At 31.5% G+C, this 4,072-nt stretch carries 7 protein-coding genes; all 7 read left to right on the top strand.

Annotation, left to right across the window (positions count from 1 at the left end; translation table 11 throughout):
• Nucleotides 1-471: glycosyltransferase (locus tag PHF25_09005; GenBank protein ID MDD4528147.1), on the top strand; the 471-nt coding region annotated here is incomplete at its 5' end.
• Nucleotides 465-1,166: a hypothetical protein gene (locus PHF25_09000; GenBank protein MDD4528146.1), complete on the top strand. Its 702-nt coding sequence runs from the start codon at nt 465-467 to the stop codon at nt 1,164-1,166. The genes PHF25_09005 and PHF25_09000, both read left to right, overlap by 7 nt.
• Entirely contained in the window at nt 1,160-1,909 is a 750-nt protein-coding gene (locus tag PHF25_08995) for a glycosyltransferase (GenBank protein MDD4528145.1), read from the top strand. The genes PHF25_09000 and PHF25_08995 overlap by 7 nt, the downstream gene beginning before the upstream one ends.
• Nucleotides 1,906-2,493 carry a glycosyltransferase family A protein gene (locus tag PHF25_08990; GenBank protein MDD4528144.1) on the top strand — a complete coding sequence of 196 codons (588 nt, stop codon included), beginning with the start codon at nt 1,906-1,908 and terminating at the stop codon, nt 2,491-2,493. Before PHF25_08995 ends, PHF25_08990 begins: the two co-directional genes overlap by 4 nt.
• Nucleotides 2,483-3,349 carry a hypothetical protein gene (locus PHF25_08985; protein MDD4528143.1) on the top strand — a complete coding sequence of 289 codons (867 nt, stop codon included), beginning with the start codon at nt 2,483-2,485 and terminating at the stop codon, nt 3,347-3,349. The genes PHF25_08990 and PHF25_08985 overlap by 11 nt, the downstream gene beginning before the upstream one ends.
• Nucleotides 3,342-3,569 (top strand): hypothetical protein, encoded by a 228-nt coding sequence (locus tag PHF25_08980; protein MDD4528142.1) that lies wholly within the window; start codon nt 3,342-3,344, stop codon nt 3,567-3,569. The genes PHF25_08985 and PHF25_08980 overlap by 8 nt, the downstream gene beginning before the upstream one ends.
• Nucleotides 3,570-3,626: 57 nt before the next feature.
• Nucleotides 3,627-3,887: a hypothetical protein gene (locus tag PHF25_08975; protein MDD4528141.1), complete on the top strand. Its 261-nt coding sequence runs from the start codon at nt 3,627-3,629 to the stop codon at nt 3,885-3,887.
• The last annotated feature ends 185 nt before the right edge of the window (nt 3,888-4,072 follow it).

Raw genomic sequence — 4,072 nt, 5'->3', positions numbered from 1 at the left:
AAAAAATATCAAACAGCCGTTAAGGTTGCAGATATTTTATACCAAAATAAAATTATTGACGGTGTGATTAGTTTTGGCAGGAGTGATGGTTACAATAAATACCAGCATCCAAAGGGGCTTATAAAACACTATTCAAGAGCTTCACGAGACGAAGTTAGGGAAATATTTAATACTTGTAAATGTTTTTTAATGCCTTCGGTATCCGAGGGTTTAAATTTAACACCTATCGAATCAGCACTTTGCGGATGTCCTGCGGTATTATGCGATGGGGCTATTGGTGAAATATTCTTTGATAAGATAAATTGTTTAGTTGCGGCAAAAGAAGACATTTCCGACATGGTAAATAAATGCAAACATTTAATTAGTAATTTTGAAATTGCATCTCCGTTATTTCAAAAAGATATGAATGAAACAATTAAAAATATGACGTGGAATAAAGTATTTGACAATCTTAAAAAGATATTATGTTAAATTTACCAGCAGAACATTATCTTAATCTTATTAAAGAAAATAAGCCATTCTCATTGAGTAGATTCGGTGATGGGGAAATTATTGCAATGTTTCCAAATGGTATGAAGGCTAATTGTGATGGTAGTGCCTTTATACCCGAATTGTCTGAGCCAATGAAGCAAATTTTTAGGAATCAATACGATTATTATCATTGTTTTTTGGATTGTACGTTTTATGTGAATGGCGATTTATTTGCCAAATTTTTAAAAGATACCTGCCCGGAAATGAAGTTTTATTATGGCGAATTTTGGCAAGAATTATCGGTTAATAGTAGAATTGGAGAGATTATTTCGGCAATTAGTGTATATAAGCCATGTTTTATAGGCGGTTCGCATCTACAACACATAATAGATATTAACGGAATGGATGAAATATACTTTATCGAAACTCCAAGCTCAAATTCGTTTAATGAAATTGACAGAATAACAAAAGATATACTTCAAACTTATTATTTAGGAGTTAAGATGTTTTGTTTTAGCACCGGGTACACCACCAAAATACTCATTGATAGACTTTATCCTATTATGGGTAAAGATGCCTTTATGATAGACTTTGGTTCATGCTTCGACCCGTACTGTGGCAAATTATCCCGTGATGGTATGGTTATTAAGGGATTTGAGTATTTTCAACAATTCACTAATTATAAATTATGTTAAACGTAGTTATTATACCGGTTCACGGGCATTTAGATGTTGTTAAAAAGTGTATTGAAAGTGTTATTGTTAATACTAAAAATTTAAAATTAATTATTATTAATGATGGCTCAGATAACGAAACATCTGAGTATGTAAATAGTTTCAGAAGTCTTCATTACGTAACTATATTTAATAATAAAGAAGCAAAAGGATTTACCACCTCCTGTAATATAGGAATTGATTATGCTGTTAAAAACTTTGATTTTACTTGTTTATGTCTTTTAAATAGCGATGCAGAAATTGTTACTCCTAATTGGTTTGATAAAGTAAAATCCTATTATAATGACAAGATTGGTATAGTTGGAGTTGTTAGCAATAATGCTCTTTGTCAAACAATTAATAATGTAGAAGAATATCTTAAAAACATTAATAATAAGCCAACTTTATATGCCTATTTAATCCATGGATTTTGTTACTTTATAAGCAAGCAATTAATTCTTAAAATAGGGCATTTAGATAATGATACTTTTCCTCACTATGGGAGCGAGGATGATTATTCCATCAAATCAATTCATGCAGGTTTTAGCAACTTAATTATTGGTAGCGTATTTGTTAAGCATAGCAATTGTACGAGTTATACAGAATTAGTACGTTCTAAAATGTTAAAAAAAACAGTCCCAGACCTAGCCAACAGATGGGGCAAAGCGTATATTGATAACCTATGTGTACACGCAAATAAAACATATAAATATTTAAATAAATGATAAGCGTAATAATGCCTGTTTATTTAGGAAAATATCCTTTAGCGGCTAAAAACAGGGAGCAAAAACTTATAAGAGCTATTAATTCGGTTATTAACCAAACTTACAAAGATTGGGAGCTGATTATCGTATGCGACGGTTGTGCAGATGCTTATAATATTTGTAAACCATTTGTAAATGGTAAAATTAAGCTTTTTAAAATAGCAAAACAACCTATGTGGTCGGGAACACCCAGAAATGTGGGTATAACAAAATCAAAAGGTAGTTGGATTACATATTTAGATTCTGACGATTTCTTTGGAGAAAATCATCTTATGATACTATCCAAGCAGTTAGGGGATAAGGATTGGTATTTTTTTGATGACATTAAATTTAATAATGATTGGTATATAAGTCATTGCTTTTTAGAAAAATCACATTGTGGGACTTCGAATATTATTCATAAAAAGATCGAATACTGGGAAAATGAAAGCAAGTATTCGTATGATGATTGGTATTTTATAAGAAAATTAATGGAACATAACTACCAAAAAATTACCGCACCTGAATATTATGTTGCACATATACCAAATGAATATGACTGTTAACGTTTATATGGATATGGGGTCAATAAGCCAACAGCAAGATGTTGCTGTGCTTAAGTCTATATTTAAAAACGTAACAGTTAATTCATTTCATCTTTGTGATGTTAATGTACATCTTGAAATTCCAAGATATAGTAGATTGAAATATGCAACTAAAAACTACATCGTTCCAAATCCTAAAACCGCAGACCCAAATTGGGACTTAAGACCGTTTACTAAAGTGTTATGTAAATCTTATTATTCTTTTAAAGTTTTCAACCACCTTAACTCTTTATTCACTTCATGGACATCGCAGGATATAAGACAACGTACAAGTAAGAAGTTTATGTTTTTACATTCTACCGCTGGAAGGCATGATAGGGGTACGCTTGAGATTGTGCAACTTTATAAACAGGCAAGATATAATAATATAGCACTTCCTCCATTGATCTATGTTGGCAAAAAAATAGGTACAGAGTGTCAGTGGGTAAATAATGTATTCTTTTATAATGGCTTTATATCCGAAGTGAATTTTAGGAATTTCCAAAACTCAATAATGTTTCATTTATGTCCTTATTATTATGAAGACTTTAGCCATACAATGTGGGAGGGGCTTTCAACCGGAGCAATAGTTTTAACAACTAACCACTCGCCTATGGATATAATAGGGATTAAAAACCTGATTGACATAGACCATAAAGTAAAAATTAACTTAGTAGATGGCGGCGTAGTCTCTTTATTATCCCTTTACGCACAAATTATAACCGCAGCCAATATGAGTGAACAGGAGGCTTTAGAACGCTCCGAATACAATCGTGGGTTGTGGTCAGCAAACAATAAATCATTTATTAACCGTATTAAAACAGAATTCAATGCCTAAGTACACAGATAACCTATTAATGTTTTTTAGAGCAAACCAAATAGATACATTTGCGTTTGCTTATGTGCGTGGAATGATAAAAGCATTACCCACAATTACGTTGGAAAAGACGTATTATGAATTTATTAAAGACTTTGATATAGACACGGAAGAGTTGTCTTTTGAAGACTACCGGAATGCCTATTATCGCCAACAAAAGAAGTTTTTTAATAAAGTTTAAATATAAACTCAACTGATTCATGAACACGATGTAATTTTGTAATTCCAAATTGATTCTATGGATAAAGTACGATATGTTAAGGGTAAGACATTTACCTATTTTACCGAAAAGCAATATAACGCTATCGGAAGAGAAAAATCAGGCTGGGTAGAAGAATTACTTCCCGGCGAAATACCGCAAGATGTAATCGAATTTATACCACCTAATAAACAAAAAGATGAGAATACAAAACAAAACGACGTTGAAGGTGTACGTAATAACCCAAGATACGTGGGTAAACTTAAAGGAAAAACAAAAAAAGTTTACCGTACTAAGTAAGGTTAATGAAACTGTAAAAATTCCAAAAGACGTAATTGAATTTAAACCTAAAAATTTAAAAAAGAATGCTCGACAAACTATTAACAAAACTACTGAATAAAACCGAAGACGAAATCAAAGCTTTAATCTATGATGGTGATAAACTGAAAGATGATGCCTTTGAGATTATCTATCCTATCATTGAA

It is taken from the genome of Candidatus Margulisiibacteriota bacterium (genome assembly GCA_028706105.1).
Classification (GTDB): Bacteria; Margulisbacteria; Riflemargulisbacteria; order GWF2-35-9; family DYQY01; genus DYQY01.
The sequence above is the reverse complement of the archived record's forward strand: the minus strand, read 5'-3'. Positions and strand labels throughout refer to the sequence as shown.